The sequence below is a fragment of the Paenibacillus sp. GM2FR genome (genome assembly GCF_002803325.1).
GTDB lineage: Bacteria > Bacillota > Bacilli > Paenibacillales > Paenibacillaceae > Paenibacillus_AQ > Paenibacillus_AQ lautus.
Map to the genome: position 1 here is coordinate 4294412 of NZ_MKZM01000008.1, position 15515 is coordinate 4309926.

At 55.5% G+C, this 15515-nt stretch carries 10 protein-coding genes; 2 read left to right on the forward strand and 8 right to left on the reverse strand.

Going from position 1 to position 15515, the window contains the following annotated elements; translation table 11 throughout:
- Positions 1–45: 45 nt before the first annotated feature.
- Positions 46–1401, reverse strand: coding sequence for a glucose-6-phosphate isomerase (locus tag PAEVO_RS19480; protein WP_006212326.1), 1356 nt, complete (start codon positions 1399–1401; stop codon positions 46–48).
- A 196-nt stretch (positions 1402–1597) separates the two neighbouring features.
- Here PAEVO_RS19480 and PAEVO_RS19485 point away from each other — a divergent pair, with 196 nt between their 5' ends.
- Both PAEVO_RS19485 and PAEVO_RS19490 read left to right on the forward strand, forming a co-directional pair.
- Positions 1598–2494 (forward strand): NAD(P)-dependent oxidoreductase, encoded by an 897-nt coding sequence (locus tag PAEVO_RS19485; RefSeq protein WP_100539031.1) that lies wholly within the window; start codon positions 1598–1600, stop codon positions 2492–2494.
- Between the two features lie 167 nt (positions 2495–2661).
- Entirely contained in the window at positions 2662–3588 is a 927-nt protein-coding gene (locus PAEVO_RS19490) for a copper amine oxidase N-terminal domain-containing protein (protein WP_100539032.1), read from the forward strand.
- Between the two features lie 131 nt (positions 3589–3719).
- Here the strand turns inward: PAEVO_RS19490 and ppnP are convergent, their stop codons facing one another.
- The 7 genes from ppnP to PAEVO_RS19525 all read right to left on the reverse strand — a co-directional run bounded on the left by ppnP (position 3720) and on the right by PAEVO_RS19525 (position 15492).
- Positions 3720–4037: a pyrimidine/purine nucleoside phosphorylase gene (ppnP, locus tag PAEVO_RS19495; RefSeq protein WP_006212330.1), complete on the reverse strand. Its 318-nt coding sequence runs from the start codon at positions 4035–4037 to the stop codon at positions 3720–3722.
- 100 nt (positions 4038–4137) lie between these two features.
- Complete coding sequence (gene tkt, locus PAEVO_RS19500) at positions 4138–6159, reverse strand: transketolase (RefSeq protein ID WP_100539033.1); 2022 nt, start codon at positions 6157–6159, stop codon at positions 4138–4140.
- Positions 6160–6526: 367 nt separating this feature from the next.
- The gene (locus tag PAEVO_RS19505; RefSeq protein ID WP_100539034.1) at positions 6527–9547 is read right to left on the reverse strand and encodes a VWA domain-containing protein; all 3021 of its coding nucleotides are present in this window, start codon (positions 9545–9547) and stop codon (positions 6527–6529) included.
- On the reverse strand, positions 9531–11534 hold the full coding sequence (locus tag PAEVO_RS19510) for a vWA domain-containing protein (RefSeq protein ID WP_100539035.1): 2004 nt from the start codon (positions 11532–11534) through the stop codon (positions 9531–9533). The genes PAEVO_RS19505 and PAEVO_RS19510 overlap by 17 nt, the downstream gene beginning before the upstream one ends.
- 257 nt (positions 11535–11791) lie before the next feature.
- The gene (locus PAEVO_RS19515; RefSeq protein WP_100539036.1) at positions 11792–12739 is read right to left on the reverse strand and encodes a DUF58 domain-containing protein; all 948 of its coding nucleotides are present in this window, start codon (positions 12737–12739) and stop codon (positions 11792–11794) included.
- Complete coding sequence (locus tag PAEVO_RS19520; protein ID WP_100539037.1) at positions 12736–13725, reverse strand: AAA family ATPase; 990 nt, start codon at positions 13723–13725, stop codon at positions 12736–12738. The genes PAEVO_RS19515 and PAEVO_RS19520 overlap by 4 nt, the downstream gene beginning before the upstream one ends.
- A gap of 75 nt (positions 13726–13800) precedes the next feature.
- A complete protein-coding gene (locus PAEVO_RS19525; protein WP_100539038.1) occupies positions 13801–15492 on the reverse strand; it encodes a phage tail tape measure protein in 1692 nt (563 codons plus the stop codon).
- Between the last annotated feature and the right edge of the window lie 23 nt (positions 15493–15515).

A 15515-nucleotide genomic window follows, 5' to 3' on the forward strand; every position in this document is an offset into this window, starting at 1 on the left:
CTGCTTCCTTCAGCGTCTTACGTCTAATCCAATGAAAGTGTCAGGTTATTCGGAAAGTCTAGCTTCCAATTCGGCCTTCTCTTTCTCATACCCAGGTTTGCCGAGCAATGCGAACATATTTTTCTTGTACGCCTCTACGCCCGGTTGGTCAAACGGGTTGACACCCAACAGATAGCCGCTGATACCGCAGGCCTTTTCGAAAAAGTATACCAGATATCCGAACGAATAGGGAGTGAAATCTGGAATTGTCACAATCAAATTCGGAACTTGTCCGTCTGTATGAGCCAGCATGGTGCCTTGGAAGGCCTTTTTGTTGACAAAATCCAATGTTTTCCCGGTCAGGAAGTTCAATCCGTCCAGATCGTCCGGATCCGATTCAATCGTAATATGCTCGGATACGTTCTCAACCTGAATGACCGTTTCGAAGATGTTGCGGCTGCCTTCCTGGATGAATTGACCCATGGAGTGCAGATCGGTAGAGAAATCGACGGAAGCCGGATAGATGCCCTTGTAATCCTTGCCTTCGCTCTCGCCATATAGCTGCTTCCACCATTCCGATACAAAATGCAGGGAAGGCTCGTAGTTCACGAGGATCTCGATGCCTTTGCCTTTACGGTAAAGCGCATTACGAACCGCCGCATATTGGTAAGCCTCGTTCTCGGCTACGTTCGGGCTGCTGTATTCCTTGGATGCGTCCGCCGCGCCCTGCATCATTTCTTCAATGTTGATGCCTGCCGTAGCAATCGGAAGCAGACCGACCGCAGTCAGCACGGAATAACGTCCGCCCACATCGTCAGGGATGATAAAGGACTCGTAGCCTTCCTCGGTAGCCAGCTTCTTGAGGGCGCCCTTCTCTTGATCCGTTGTAGCGTAAATGCGCTTGCGAGCTTCTTCCTTGCCGTATTTCTTCTCCAGTTCCGCACGGAAAATACGGAATGCGATAGCCGGTTCTGTCGTTGTGCCGGATTTGGAGATGACGTTGACGGAGAAATCTTTGCCTTCAATCAATTGAAGCAGGTGAGTCACATAAGTGGAGCTGATGTTGTTACCCGCAAAATAGATTTCCGGTGTCTTGCGCTGGTCCTTCGACAGCTCATTATAGAACGAATGCGACAGCATTTCGATGGCAGCGCGTGCCCCGAGGTAGGAACCTCCGATTCCGATAACGATCAGAACGTCCGAATCGCTTTGAATTTTGGCAGCCGCTTTCTGGATGCGCGAGAATTCTTCTTTATCGTACTGCGTCGGCAGGTCGATCCAACCCAGATAATCGGAGCCGGCTCCCGTACCGTTATGTAACTGTTCATGAGCTGTGCGGATCGGCTCTGCGAAATAATCAACTTCGTGCTGGTTGACAAAAGTCAATGCTTTACTGTAATCAAACTTGATTTTTTTAGACATGCCTTAAACCTCCTGTGAATTTAGAAATAGGATACTTTAATTTAATAAAGACCGCAAGTTTCACGGGCCAACTGTCATCTATTCTTCATGCGCGGATTTCCTTCCCGCTTCCATTCCTCACAAACGCTGGCTTCGTTTCAGGAACCCATGCTAAGATAGAGTGGATCAGGAATCCATAATCGAAGGTGATATAGCTATGAAAAAAATCGGGTTTATCGGACTGGGCACCATGGGCGCTCCCATGGCCTCCAATCTGCTGAAGCAGGATTACGATGTGACCGTGTATAACCGCACCCACGAAAAGTGCCGTCCGCTCGCCGAACAGGGAGCCTCCATTGCGGAGACGCCTCGTGAAGCGGCTGATGGACAAGATCTTGTCATTACAATGGTAAGCAACGACCAATCCATCCGCGATGTATTCTATGGCGAGAATGGTCTGCTTGGCTCCCTGACGAGCGGGATGACCGTCATTGACTGCAGCACGATCTCCGAGAGCCTTGTCAAGGAAATGGCTTCCGCCGTATCCGGTCTCGGCGCTTCCTTCCTGGATGCCCCGGTAACCGGCAGCAAGCCTGCAGCGATTGATGGAACCTTGGTCTTCATGGTTGGCGGTGATGCCGCCGTCATCGAAGCGCATGCGGACGTATTTGACACCCTGGGCAAAAAAGTCATCCACATGGGACCTAACGGAAGCGGCGCTGTTGCGAAGCTTGCGCATAATACCATTGTGGGCATTAACAATCTGGCGCTAGCCGAAGGCTTCGCCATCGCCGCGAAGTCAGGCATTCCCGCTGACAACTTCCTGGAGCTTGTGCAGCTGGGATCGGCCGGCAGCAAAGCGGCAGAGCTGAAGGGACGCAAAATTATCGAGGGCGATTTCAGCAACCAATTCTCGCTTGCGCTCATGCTCAAGGACCTCAAGCTGGCCTCTTCACTCACGGATGGCATCGGAATGCCTTCCCCTATGCTGAATCTGGCCAAGAGCCTGTTTCAAGCCGGTGCCAGCGAAGGCTATGGCGAAGAGGATCTTTCCGCTGTCGTGAAATGCTATGAAGCCTGGATCGGCCAAAAAATCGGCGGACAGCAGCAGTAATAACAAACAAGCCGTGCTATATCTTATAATGGCTCCTTCTTGCTGGTTTGCGGTTCATCCGGACTAGGAGGAAGGAGCTATTTTTTTGGTCATTCCATCATTTTCCTCTCGGAAAGAAACTTTTTGCATTTCACTTCCGTCTACTATGCAAAGGGAGGAATTACAACATGAAATGGACCAAAAGATTAAAAGCAATGGCAGCTGCTGTCATACTAACCGCTGTTCTGTCTCCTGCAATAGCCGGTTCACCGGCTTCTGCCGCAGCCAAACCAACCGCTTCGATTAACAATGTTACCGCAAGCGGTGACGTGCTGATCAGGCAGGGCACCACCTTTGTTACCCTTACCGATCTCAAGCCTCTGGGTAACTACGTCATGAAGTACGACAACAGCAAGAAACAGGTGACGATTCAGGGCGACCATCGAACGGTGATTCTCACGGCCGGAAACGCCCACATGGATGTGGACGGAGTTAAGAAGGCACTGCCTGCAGCCCCGCTGCTACATAAAGGCAAGACCATGATTCCCCTGAGGGCCGTAGCCCAAGCTTTTGATGCCAGCGTCTATTGGAATGGCTCTTTAAAAACAGCTTATATCAATAAGGCAGATGCCACTATGCTCGCTGACTTAAAGAGCTCCGATCTGACCACCGCCCGGAATGCTGCAGCCAAGCTGCCTTATTCATCCCATCTGCAGAAACCTGAGCTGGAAATGCTCCCTGTGGAAATGCAAGGCGTGGATTATTATTTTCCAAAAGGCAAATCCAATCGCTTCTTCCTGGTCGATAACGACATCGCCGAATATTACGAGATCCAGGGTGGCGTCAAATATTTGAAATGGCAAGGCAAGCTGGATTACTCCGCCAAAGCGGCTGCGAATCAGAACCTGTTCTTCCTGCCCCCGGTTCAAGCCGAGATCGGTAAGCAGCCTGATGCCAGAAACTGGACTGTAGCCGAATTCGCATTCCGTTATCCTTCCGGCGTCACCAGCTACAAACTGCTCGACCGTAATCAGGAATGGAGCAAAGGATACGTAGAGCTTGACAACCGGGCTCCCGGATATAAAGGCGAGATCGTGACGATCCCGGAGGAATAAGTCCATTATAACAACCACCGTTAACCGCATGCGTTGACATCCGGCATTGACAGTAAGGGTTCAGAGCCAACGGCTCTGAGCCTTTTTGTTGTTTATTTACGGACACGAAGTCATGTGCAGCGCTGAATCTATTACATGGTCGGATAAGAGCAGCAATAATCCGTAACGGTGCGGATTTCCAGTTTAAAGCTTGAATTGCCCGGAACGTTAAAGGTAGCGGATCCTTGAATCTCTAACCACTCCTGCTCTCCGGGCAGAAGGACACGCAAATCGCCCGACAAAATCTCCATAATCTCAGGGCCATCCGTTCCGAATTCATAGCTTCCCGGAAGCATGATACCGAGCGTTACCTTCTCGCCATTCTCCAGCAGCACCGTACGGCTGGTTACCTTCCCCTCATAGTAAACGTTGGCTGCCTTTGTAACGGTAGCATTCTTAAATTGTGACATCGACAAACTCTCCTCCTCCAACATCGTTATGGCTTGATATATGGACGGCACCCGCAGGATGCGGGTGCCGGAAAATCAATATAGAGTTAGATCCGTTGGATTACAGCAAGCCTTTTACGCGGCTAACCACGTTCTCAACGGTAAATCCGTATTCGGCAATGACGCGGTCGCCAGGAGCCGATGCGCCAAATGTGTTGATGCCCAGGATGTCGCCTTTGTCTCCGACATAACGCTCCCATCCGAACGGATGAGCCATTTCAATAGCCAGACGGGCTTTTACGTCAGGAAGCAGCACGGAATCTTTGTATGCCTGATCCTGGCTGTCGAACAGATCCCAGCTCGGCATGCTGATGACGCGTACGGCGATTCCTTCTTCAGCCAATGCTGCTTGCGCTTTAACGGCAAGCTGAACCTCGGAACCCGTTGCAATAATTTGAGCTTGCACGTTGCCATCCTTCGCATCGGCAACAACATAAGCACCGCGTTTGATGCCTTCACGTGCATGATCCACCGTGCCTGGAAGGATTGGCAGATTCTGACGAGTCAGCACCAATGCTACCGGACGGTCTGTGTTCTCAACCGCATAAGCCCATGCCGCGGAAGTTTCGTTGGCATCCGCAGGACGGATCACCGTCAGACCTGGAATGATGCGCAGGGAAGCCAATTGTTCAATCGGTTCATGCGTAGGACCGTCTTCGCCGACAGCAATGCTGTCATGAGTCAGCACATACGTAACCGGCAGCTTCATGATGGCAGCCAGACGTACAGCCGGACGCAGATAATCCGTAAATACGAAGAACGTGCCGCCGAAAATCTTCAGTCCGCCATGGAGAGCGATACCGTTCATCGCGCCGGCCATTGCGAATTCACGAACACCATAATACACGTTGCGGCCTTCATAGCTGTCCGCCGTGAAAGAGGCCAGGTCGTTCAGGTGAGTCATGGTGGAGCTTTCCAGGTCAGCTGATCCGCCAAGCAGCTGCGGCACGCCTGCAGTCAAACCGTTCAGCGCTTTACCGGAAGCCACGCGAGTGGAAACCGCTTTGTCATCCGCGCTGTATTTCGGAAGGTCTTTATCCCAACCGGAAGCCAGTTCACCGGATTCGCCGCGCTCGAATTGCGCTGCCAGTTCCGGGTAAGCCTCTTTGTATTTCGCAAATTGGTCAACCCAAGCTTGATAGGCTGCGATGCCGCGTTCTTTCACTTTGCCAAAATGCTCGCGCACTTCATCAGGCACATGGAAGTCCTCTTCATATACCCAGTTATAGAATTCCTTGGTCAGCTTCGCTTCATCAGCTCCAAGCGGAGAACCGTGCGTACCGCCATGGCCGCCTTTACCTTGTTTGTTCGGGCTGCCGTAACCGATGACGGTCTTCACTTCGATCAGCGTCGGACGGTTCGTATCGGCTTTCGCTTCCTCGATCGCTTTCTCGATCGCAGGCAAATCGTTACCGTCTTCTACGCGCAGCACTTGCCAGCCATAAGCATCAAAGCGCTTCGCTACGTTCTCGGAGAATGCCAGGCTGAGCTCGCCGTCAAGAGAGATATCGTTGGAATCGTACAACATGATCAATTTGCCAAGCTTCAAATGACCTGCCAGGGAAGCTGCCTCGGAAGCCACGCCCTCCATCATGTCACCGTCGCCGCAAATCGCATACGTATAGTGGTCAACCACGTTGAAGCTCTCTTTATTGTAAGTCGCGCCCAAATGAGCTTCAGCCATTGCCATACCTACAGCCATGGCCACGCCTTGTCCAAGCGGACCTGTCGTTGCATCAACGCCGGCCGTGTGGCCGAATTCCGGGTGACCCGGGGTTTTGCTTCCCCATTGACGGAACTGCTTCAGATCCTCAATGGACAAGTCATAACCGCTCAGATGAAGCAGACTGTAGAGCAGCATGGAGCCATGGCCTGCAGACAAGACAAAACGGTCGCGGTTAATCCACGCCGGTTGGTCCGGGTTATGGTTCATCGTCTTCGCGAACAGTTGGTAGCCCATAGGTGCAGACCCCATCGGCATGCCCGGATGACCGGAGTTTGCTTTTTCGATCGCGTCGATCGCCAATGTCCGGATCGTTGCGATGGACAGGTTGTCGATCGTTTGGTTATGTTCAGTTGTCATGATTCGTCCTCCTCAAATCTTTTCCATAGTAAGCTTCGAAAATGAAGGCTTCTTACGCCCCTCCAGCCCCAATCCATATGGTATCAGAGCAGTTAGGAATGTTGAGAATATCATTTTGACTCTTATTGTATCACCACACGTCTTTCATTTCCATAACGTAATTGTCAAAGTTGTGTAAAAGCCGTCAGGGAGAGCGACATCCCCCTTGCATTATTTCCCTTAATAGTCCGGTTATAACCGGATTCGACATCCGTTAAACGATTTTACGGACATCGGCGGCATGGAAAAAGTTACTTCATCCGACAATTAAAAAAAGCTTCGGTCCGGCTGTATATTGAACAGCTGGACCGAAGCGTGAGGCGGCACATCAGCGCGTGCCGCGTTTTTTGGCTTTGAGGAGGCGATCCATGGAGGAGCCTCCTTCCGGAGCCGGCCCGGTTCCCTCGGGCCGGCCTTGGCCGTCCCCCTGCGCCTGCGGCGGCGGGGGAGGCGGCGGGGGCGCGCTTCCCTTGCGCGCGCCCTGGCTTGCGGCCGGCTTCGCCTGGGCCGGCCGCTCTTCCCGCAGCGGGGCATCCGCCCGCTGCGAATCGCGCGCCTCCGGCGGGGCCTTGCGGCCCCCTGCCGGAGCTGCGCCGGGTGCCGGGGCAGGGCTTCCGCCCCCGGCACCATGGGCCGCGCCGCTGCGCTCGCGCGCGGGCGGGGCCTGCGGCGGCTTCGCGGAGCTGCCGCCGTAGAACTGGGCGGAGCGGGCTTTGCGCGCCGCCAGCCGCTCGAGGCCGGCGTCACGCGCGGCCTCGCCGGCAGGTGCCGGCCGCCTGCGGAGCAGGGCGGCCAGCCTTGCGCCGATGGCGCCCCATGGCAGAGCCAGGCGCCGCACGGCGATGTCGGCGACCCACAGCAGCAGGGCCGCCGCCAGCAGCGGATAACTCCAATCGTGGAGTTTCATCCGCGAGGTCGCCTGCCGGTCGAACACTTCGGCCGGGTTATCCCAGGATAGTACACGGCCACCGGTCACCTCGGCCAGCCGCTTCATGGCTTCCTCGCCGCTGCCGGAGGACAGCCGGTATTCCGGAGAATACGGCACGACAAAACCGGTGCCTGGCGCCGCCTGCAGTGCTTCTTCCCCGCTGGCATCCTCTAGAGACATGAGGAAGGCTCCCGGCTTCGTGACGTTGACCAGTCCGGTATAACGGCCGGGAGCCTCCTGGATAAGCTCTACCGTCTGCTCGCCGGCTTCATCGTCCCCGATCACCGCATTCAGCTTCTCCGGCGGATTCTCGCCCTCTGCAATTACTTGGAGCTTTACTTGGTTGCCGGCCGTCTCGGTTGTCACTTCATAGGGCGACGACGTAAACTGCGGGAACGTCCACTTCACGATTTCGGTCAACGTGTTGGCAAAGCCGGACCACGATACCCATTCCTTGGACCACTTTCCGCTTAAATCGCTCGTCCACGCCACCGTTCGCCCGGATCCGTATTGCCAGCGCGACAGGATGGGGTCCGGCTCCGGACTGGACAATACCGTCTGGGCGGAAGACTTCGGCGTTGCAGCAACATAACCATAAAGCCCCGGAACGCCCTGCTGGAATAGACTCGCCCAATCGCCCGCATTCTGAACGGCCGGGACAAAGGGTTTATCCACGATATAGGATTTGGCCAGCATGACGGCCTCCCGGCTGAATACCGCCGGCAGCGTCGTTTCATCCTCAACGAAGTAATAACGTCCTTTGGCCGCATCCGCCAAGGATTGAAGCAGGCTGGTATCGGCATCCATCCCGACCGCTACCGAAGACATCGTGATTTTGTTCTCCACCATCGTATCGGTCAGGTCCTGATACCCGGAATTCATGGCGGATTGTCCGTCGGTCATCAGAATGATATGTCTGCGCTGGGCGTTAATCTTCAGCATTTCTTCAAGCGCCGAGGAAACGGCAGGATAGATGTTGGTTCCTCCTGCGCTCGGAATCGACTGGATGCTGCTGAGCACCTCTTCCTTGTCCCCGAGCTTCTGCGGCGGAACGACCCACCACGGCTGATCGTCAAAAGCAACGACGCCGACGGTATCCTTGGCTCTCAGCAGCTCCACCGTGCGCATGGCCGATTCCTTGGCCAATTCGATCTTGTTGCCATCCATGCTCCCCGAACGGTCAATGACGAGGATGAGACCAAGCGATGGAATCTCCCGCTTGCCTTCCAGCTCCATCGAGACCGGCAGCGCTTTTTCAATCGGGGTTTTAAAATATCCGCCCATCCCGAAGCTGTCCTCGCCCCCCGCCATCATAAACCCGATGCCGAAGCTGCGGACCGCCTGCTCGATCAGCTCCATCTGTTTGCCGCCGACGTCACTGCCCGAGACATTATTAAAGATGATGCTGTCGTATACGGCATACTTGGCCGCTTCCAGCGGAAGCAGCTCCGGCGGAATCACTTCGGTGCCGATCATTCCGGACTCGAGTGCCGCCGTGATATTACCCGACGTTCCCGGGGTTCCTTCAACGATCAGTACGTTCGGCGGACCTTCCACCCGGGTAAAATCGAACGCTGCATTATTGGCGGATGCTTCATCCCCGTCCATGAAGATTTCGGCACGGTAACGATGAAGTCCCGGATTCTTGGCCAGGCCTTTCACGGCATACCGGTTCTCGCCCGGGGTTACGTCCACTCTTTCCCGGCCGATCTCGCGGTTGTCCTCGTAAATGCGCAATTCACCGGAGGTCTTAAACGTGCTCCGGATCATGACCTCCACGTAGAACGACTCTGCTTGATACAGTTTATCCGGTACCTTCAGTTCCTCCACGGCAACATCCTGGATCGCGTGCTTCGGAGTCGGAAGCACATCAACCGCAATGCCCCGATCCTTCAGCAGCCTTCCCGCCGCTGCCATGCTGCCTACATTCTCTTCCCCGTCCGAAATCAACACGATTCTGGAATCGCTGTTCCCCTCGAACAAGCTTCCCGCGAGCTGAAGACCGGACTCCAGCCCCGTAAACTGCTGCTCCAGCAGCGCATTTAAAGAGGCACCTGCATTCTCGGCAGAGGATAAACGCCGTTCCACGGCGCCTTCAAGACCTGTAGAAACTACAGCCGTGCCATCCTTCTCGCCTTTTGCCGCAAGGGAATCGTTAATCCAGTTCGTGATCCGGGCCGAATCCCCCATACTGTCGGAACGGTCCGCCAAGTACACGACCTGTTTATCCCGCAAGACGGTATAACCGTGCAGACCCGAAAGCATAAGAATCAATAACAGAATGACGCAGGTTCTAAAAAATAAGGCCAATTTCTTGCGAAAACCGCTGAGCCGAAAATCCGATGTGTATGCGTAATAGAGAAACACTCCTGCCGGAATCAACAGCAGCAACAACCATGGTTGGCTAAATTGAACGCCCACGCTGGTACACCCCCCATTCCGCTGCGATCACAGCAAGTGCCAAGGCAGCCAGCCATGGCATTAACGAACCGGCACGGCTTGCCGTTTCGCTGTCCCCGGACATCCCGGCACGATCACCAGCCGCCGGATCATCCGAATTCGGTGACGTTTGACTCACGGTCGGGCTTTGATCGTTGCTCCAATCCGCCTCGTACGGGTCTGCCGTTACAGCAAGCCAAAAGCTAAGCTTCTCGCCAGCTTCATTCTGCTGCTCAAAAGCGTACAGCCCCGGATATTCCGGCACGAGCTGTACCGGCGATATCCCTTGCTCATTCCGGAGAGCTTCCGCAGCAGGAAGGCCGTCAGTAAGAGCAAGACCGCTCTTGGGTACCCATTTGGCCGCTACCGTATCCGCCGCAATCGGGATATCCGCTTGCGTGCCGGCCATATATCGGCCTAGACCGCTTCCCTTGCCTGAGGTCATCCACTCCAGTGCATTGCTGACCATGACCGGGAATTCCGGCGACAACGGAAGATCGCTTTCCTGAAGCAGGAAATTAAACGACAATCGCGGTCGCCCGTTTTCGCTTCCCGCATAGACGATGGGTTGATTCCCCAGCTTGACTACAGGTTCCCCCCAGACAGGGGCCTGATCCACCAGCGTGCCGAAATAGACGCCCGATAAGGTTACGTAGGCGGTCACCGGATGCTTGGCAAGCACGGCGCGTCCTCCTTGGCTTCCGACTTTGGAACCTTCTCCGCCGATCGTCCAGAGCGGCGTTTTGGCAGCCAGCTCCGCCCACTTCCCTTGCTTGAACCCTTCCGGCATGCTCCCGTCTATGACGAGCAGATCAAATTCGCCATCGGGTACGGGCGGTACATCCGATGCGGCGCTGCCCTTGTCCGTATTTTGATCCGGGCCTGGATCCTCATCCTTCTTGTCTTCGGAGCCATCTAAGGCAACCCGGGTGACTTCGGCTCCGCTTAGCTGCAGGGCCTTCTCCAGGAACAAATTGCCCGAAGTCAGCAGAAGGACGCGAGAAGATCCGTGACCCAAACCGAATGCAAAGGATTGATTGTCTGCCGCATACCCGTCATCCCGGGTTAATTCAAGTCGGTACACTTCGGCAAACGGCAGATCGGCAAAGGATTCGGTCAATCTCTTCCCCGGCTCCAATTCAAGTACCTTGCTGGTCAGCAGTTGTTCATCTCCGTAAAGATTCACTTCGGTCGACATCGATTCCCTGGCATTCGTGCTGAGGACGGCGACCGCCGCATAGGCTGAACCTGTTTCACCCTTGAGTGAAATGCCGAATTGGTCGATGGAAACGTTAAGAGGGTGTTCCCCTTGTACCTTCTCCACGGATACTGGAACCTGAAACGATATGGGAGCCGTATCCTGCTTCCAATAGCTATCTGTAAAAATAACGACTTCTGCATCATGTTCTTCCCGTGTCAGAGCGGAAGCGAGCGATAAGGTTTCCCTGTAGGATGCCTGGCCGTAATAGGGCCGCAACCCATCCACGGCCTTATCGATGGCGGCGCGGTCGCTTTCATGGGAGACCAGCGTCATGGGACTTGCTCCCACGGACAGGAGGGTGATCTCGCTCCGTCTCCCTTGGTCCTTCACGTATTCCTTAATTCGTTCCTGCATCCATTGCAGCCTGGATGCGGCTTCACCTTCGGCCGAAGGCTGAATCTGCGCGCTCATGCTGCCCGAGGTATCGGCAACGATGACCACATGGGCGCTGCCTCCGCCAGACACCTGCATAAAGGGCTGCATCAGTGCGAAGACCATCAGCGCAGCAGCAAGCAGCTGGAGCCACAGCAGAAGCCGGTTCTGCAGCTTCTGCCACGGCCTGTTGGCCTCCAGGTTCCGAAGCACCCGCTCCCACAGCAAGTGGCTGGGAACGGTTGTATCCACATATTTTCGTTTGAACATATACATAAGCACGATGGCCGGCAGCGTTAAACCGAACCATAAACTCAGCCAAGATTGAATCCCCAACGTGTCCCCTCCTTACTCCCGTGGACCCTGACTAACGAGACTTGCCTGTTTTCCCCAAGCATCGGATGTAGGCCTATCCTCTCTTCCTAGATTTAATGCGTTTCCTGCTTGTTCGTTTCTAGAGATCACAGACAGGTGCTAGTGAAGCCTACTATTCATAGCTTGTGTATTTACCGGTGTTCCCTTGTCGCCAAGCTTTCGAAAGCGGAGAACATCCGGCAGATGCTCAGACACCGGACCCTGCATGAGATCTCGCCTTATCCAGTAACCAGTCCTGCTCCTGCCAGTACCCCGAACATCGCGTCCGTAAGCGGCATATCCGCCGGAATGAGCACGTAAGACATTCCCCGCTCCGCGCACACGCGGGAGAGCATCGTCCGGTACCGCTCCAGCTCCTCTTTGTAAGCATCGAGCACTTTACCCGTCAATGCCACTTCCTTGCCGCTCATCGTTTCGCTGTCGACCAATCGCAAATCGCCGGTCAATTTAGGCTCCAGTTCTTCCCTCGACAAAACATGCACCAGCACCACTTCCTGTCCGGTACCGGACAAAAGGGAAAGTGCTCTGAACAATTCCTCCTCGCCGCCCTCCAGCCAAAAATCCGAGAACACCCAGGTCATCCCCGGCTGCCGGGGGAGTGCACCAGGAACGGCAAGCGTGGCACCCAAGCTGCCCTCACCTCCCGTTTCTGCCCCTTGCAGGAATGAAAACAGACGATGGGCCGAGCCCTTTCCTCTCATGATCGGAAGACGGGCGTTAATCGAACGGCTGTAACAGGCGACCTGCAGCCTGTCGTAGGAGGACAATGCCATGTAGCCGATGCTGGCGGCGAGTTGACGTGCGAGCAGCCATTTCGGGCTTCCCTTCGTTCCCGCCGGATCCGCAGCCGATGATTCAGATGATGATGACATTTCGGCCCCCATGGATGCCGAGCAATCCACGAATAGACTGACTGTCAGCTCCTGCTCGTCCATGAATTGACGCACGAATGCTTTTCCCGTACGGGAATAGACGCCCCAGTCAAACCTGCGGACATCATCCCCGGGAGAATATACTCGGTAATCGGCGAACTCGAGGGATGAACCAAGCCGGCGGGATCGTCTCTTTCCCTGCAGTGTTCCGGCAACCCGTCGCTTGGCCTCCAGACTCAATCGCTCCAGACGCGGAAGCCACTCCGGAGGAAGCAGGTGCCCGCCCCCGCTCACGCGGATGCCTCCAGCGCTTGCAGAACCTCCTGAATGACATGGTCTGTCGTGATGCCGAGCGCCTGCCCCTCGAAATTCAGGAACAAACGGTGGCGCAGCGCCGATAAAGCCACGGCGCGAATATCCCCCGTCGATACATGCATCCGCCCGCTGCACAATGCACGGACCTTACTCACGGATATGATGGACTGAATGCCCCGCGGTCCGGAACCGAACTGGACGTATTTTCGTACCGCCTCCGGGGCCGCAGCCTCTTGCGGATGCGTCATCATGAGCAGGCGAACCGCATAGTCCAAAATCTCCTCGGCAACCAGCACTTCCCGGGCTCCGCGCTGGATTTCCAGCAGCTCGTCTCCGGTCATTTGTCGTTCCACCTGGAATTCGTGGGAGGACGTCGTCCGCTTCACGATTTCCTTCAGTTCATCCGCACTCGGATACGATACTTCGATCTTCAGCAGAAAGCGGTCAAGCTGCGCCTCCGGCAAGGGATACGTCCCCTCGTTTTCCAATGGGTTTTGCGTCGCCAGAACAAAGAAAGGTTTGGGCAGCTGATGGGTTACCCCGCCCACCGTGACGGTCTTCTCCTGCATGGCCTCCAGCAAGGCGCTCTGGGTTTTGGGCGTAGCCCGGTTGATCTCATCAGCCAGCACGATGCTGCTGAACAGCGGGCCCTTTTGAAAGGTCATCCCGGTGTCTCCATGCTGCCCGAACGACAAGATGTTGGTGCCCGTTATATCGCTCGGCATCAAATCCGGCGTGAACTGAATACGGGAAAAGGACAATTCCAACGCTTCCGACACCGTGCGGACGAGCATCGTTTTACCGAGGCCCGGAATCCCCTCCAGGAGGGCGTGCCCTCCAGCAAAGATACACCAGAGCATCTGCTCCACAACATCCTGCTGCCCGACAATCACCTTCCCGATATGTTCCCGCAGGCCTGATATTTTCTCCATCCATTCCTGTGGTCTCACTGCAATATCCGACATGGACGAAACCTCCATCTTCTTGGTAAAGTTCAAGTACTCATTCTAGCTTCCGTGATCGGTTGGCTCTTCCATCCCCTACGGATTCGGATTGATCTGTATGAAATATTCCTCAACCAAGCCTTGCATCTGGTCAGGCAGCGGATTGCGATCTAACGTTTTGCGCGCTTCGGTCTCATAATCGCGGTACACTTCCTCATAAGGCCTGGACATGCCGGGAACGGTCGGCGAAACGCCGCCCTTCTGAATATCTCCGCCGCTGCCTTTGATCTGGCCGGAATCGTTTTGCACATTGCCGCTACCCTTGTAATCCCTGGGGATCGTCACAAGCTCGCGACCGCCTGAGCCAAGGCCGGCTCCGCTGCCGGTCCCGCTTCCCGATCCTCCACTGCCGCTGCCACCTGAGCCGGAGCCTGCTCCTGACCCAGAGCCGCTCCCCGAACCGGACCCACTGCCGGCACCTTGACCTTGACCTTGACCGGCCCCGGAGCCGCCTTCCCCGGAGCTTCCCTCCGAGCCTTCGCCTTCTTCTCCCGAGCCTTCCCCGGATCCGGCCTGCGCCAGCGCCTCGGCACTGCCGCCGTTACTCCAGGCATCGGATACCGACATCCCGGCAGCCGTCATCTGATCGGCCAAGCTCAGTCCTTGCGAAGCAAGAGAGGACGCCAGCGAAGCGGCGGATTGCGATTGACTGTCCGCCGCGGCTTTGGCTTGCGCCGCTTTGGCCAGCTCCTCGGCCAGCTGCTGGAGCGCTTCTTCCAGCTCCTTCGGCAGCTTGCCTTCCTTCAGCGAATCGGCCGCTTTCTTGAGCTCTTGCTCCAGCTTCCCGTCCTCCATCTGCTTGGCGGCTTCCTCAGCCAATTTTTTCAAAGCATCGGACAGTTCGTCCTTCTCTTCCTGGGACATCTTTTTCACCTGCTCGGTGAGTTTCTTCATTTCCTGCTTCAGCTCATCAGCCATGCCTTCGGCAAGCTTTTTTCCCACCTGGGACAACGCCTTCTCCTGCTGCATTTGCTTAGCCAGCTCAGACAATGCCTTTGCTTTTTCCTCCTGCTGTTTCGCTATTTTCTCCAGCTCTTTCATCGCTTCTTCCAGCTTCTCCAGCGCTTGCTCGGGATGCTTCTCACGGTCCAGCGCTTTTTTCAAGGCATCCAGCTTCTCCTGCAGTTTCCTACTGTCGGCAGGATTGAGCGTTTCTTTCGGGATCTCTTCCGCAAGCTTTTCGGTTTTGGCTGCCTGCTCCTTCATCCAGCTCTGCACCTCTTTTGCCGCTTCCACCTTCTTATCCATCGGGTTTGGAACAAAAACAAGGATGAGCACGGCAGCCAGCGAAGCGCCACAGATCAAGAGATGTCTTTTACGACTAGGGTACGGAAGACGCTCCGGCAATTGCTCCGCAAAACGTGCACCATAGCGTTCCGCCTGCTCGCGCTGCCATTTAGCGGCCTGCGATTCCTCTTCTTTGAACGATAGTGCCGTCACCATCATGTCGCTTCGCTCCGCTCCGTCCGGAACATGATCCATCGCTGAAGCGGCCTCTTCGATCGGAACCCGATGCAGCCATCCCCATAACCAGCCCACGAAGCCTGCCCCGACAGGAACGGCCACGGATGCGACGGGAAGCCAGGCTATGGGCACGAATCTCCCCAGCACCAGAAGCAGCAGCAGCGCGGCAAACCCTGCCATCAGTCCGTATAAAACATACGTGATGATGCGGAAGCGCTGCAGCCGCCGTCTCGCAGCTTCGATAAAACGCATGATGTTGTCCATTGCTCTTCCTCCTTAGCGTACTC

Excerpts from the sequence above, each read along its gene's own strand:
- ppnP (WP_006212330.1), bottom strand. The coding sequence starts at position 4,037 with ATGTCACAATTTAAGAATGCTACCGTTACAAAGGCAGCCAACGTTTAC.
- PAEVO_RS19520 (WP_100539037.1), bottom strand. The coding sequence starts at position 13,725 with ATGTCGGATATTGCAGTGAGACCACAGGAATGGATGGAGAAAATATCA.
- PAEVO_RS19525 (WP_100539038.1), bottom strand. The coding sequence starts at position 15,492 with ATGGACAACATCATGCGTTTTATCGAAGCTGCGAGACGGCGGCTGCAG.
- PAEVO_RS19485 (WP_100539031.1), top strand. The coding sequence starts at position 1,598 with ATGAAAAAAATCGGGTTTATCGGACTGGGCACCATGGGCGCTCCCATG.
- PAEVO_RS19480 (WP_006212326.1), bottom strand. The coding sequence starts at position 1,401 with ATGTCTAAAAAAATCAAGTTTGATTACAGTAAAGCATTGACTTTTGTC.
- PAEVO_RS19490 (WP_100539032.1), top strand. The coding sequence starts at position 2,662 with ATGAAATGGACCAAAAGATTAAAAGCAATGGCAGCTGCTGTCATACTA.
- tkt (WP_100539033.1), bottom strand. The coding sequence starts at position 6,159 with ATGACAACTGAACATAACCAAACGATCGACAACCTGTCCATCGCAACG.